Source organism: Pseudomonas sp. NY15437 (assembly GCF_048068435.1).
Lineage (GTDB): Bacteria > Pseudomonadota > Gammaproteobacteria > Pseudomonadales > Pseudomonadaceae > Pseudomonas > Pseudomonas nitroreducens_B.
Map to the genome: position 1 here is coordinate 1 of NZ_JBLUQC010000049.1, position 440 is coordinate 440.

1 protein-coding gene is annotated in these 440 nt (G+C 69.3%); it reads left to right on the top strand.

The features are described from left to right. The coding region (locus tag ACNFIA_RS31980) for a methyl-accepting chemotaxis protein (protein WP_416790998.1) at positions 1–440 on the top strand (440 nt) is incomplete at both ends.

The following is a 440-nucleotide window of genomic DNA, read 5'->3' on the forward strand; positions in this document are numbered from 1 at the left end:
GAAGGCCTGGCGGCGAGCAGCGAGCAGATCGGCTCGGTGCTGGACGTGATCCGCGGCATCGCCGAGCAGACCAACCTGCTGGCGCTCAACGCCGCCATCGAAGCGGCCCGCGCCGGGGAAGCCGGGCGCGGCTTCGCGGTGGTCGCCGACGAGGTGCGCAACCTCGCCAAGCGCACCCAGGATTCGGTGGAGGAAATTCGCCAGGTGATCGAAGGCCTGCAGAACGGGACTCGCGACGTGGTCGGCGCCATGAGCAACAGCCACCGCCAGGCGCAGGACAGCGTGAGCCAGGTCGAACAGGCCGTGGCCGCGCTGCAACGCATCGGCGAGGCGGTCAGCGTGATCACCGACATGAACCTGCAGATCGCCAGCGCCGCCGAGGAACAGAGCGCGGTGGCGGAGGAGATCAACCGCAACGTCGCCGGCATCCGCGATGTGAC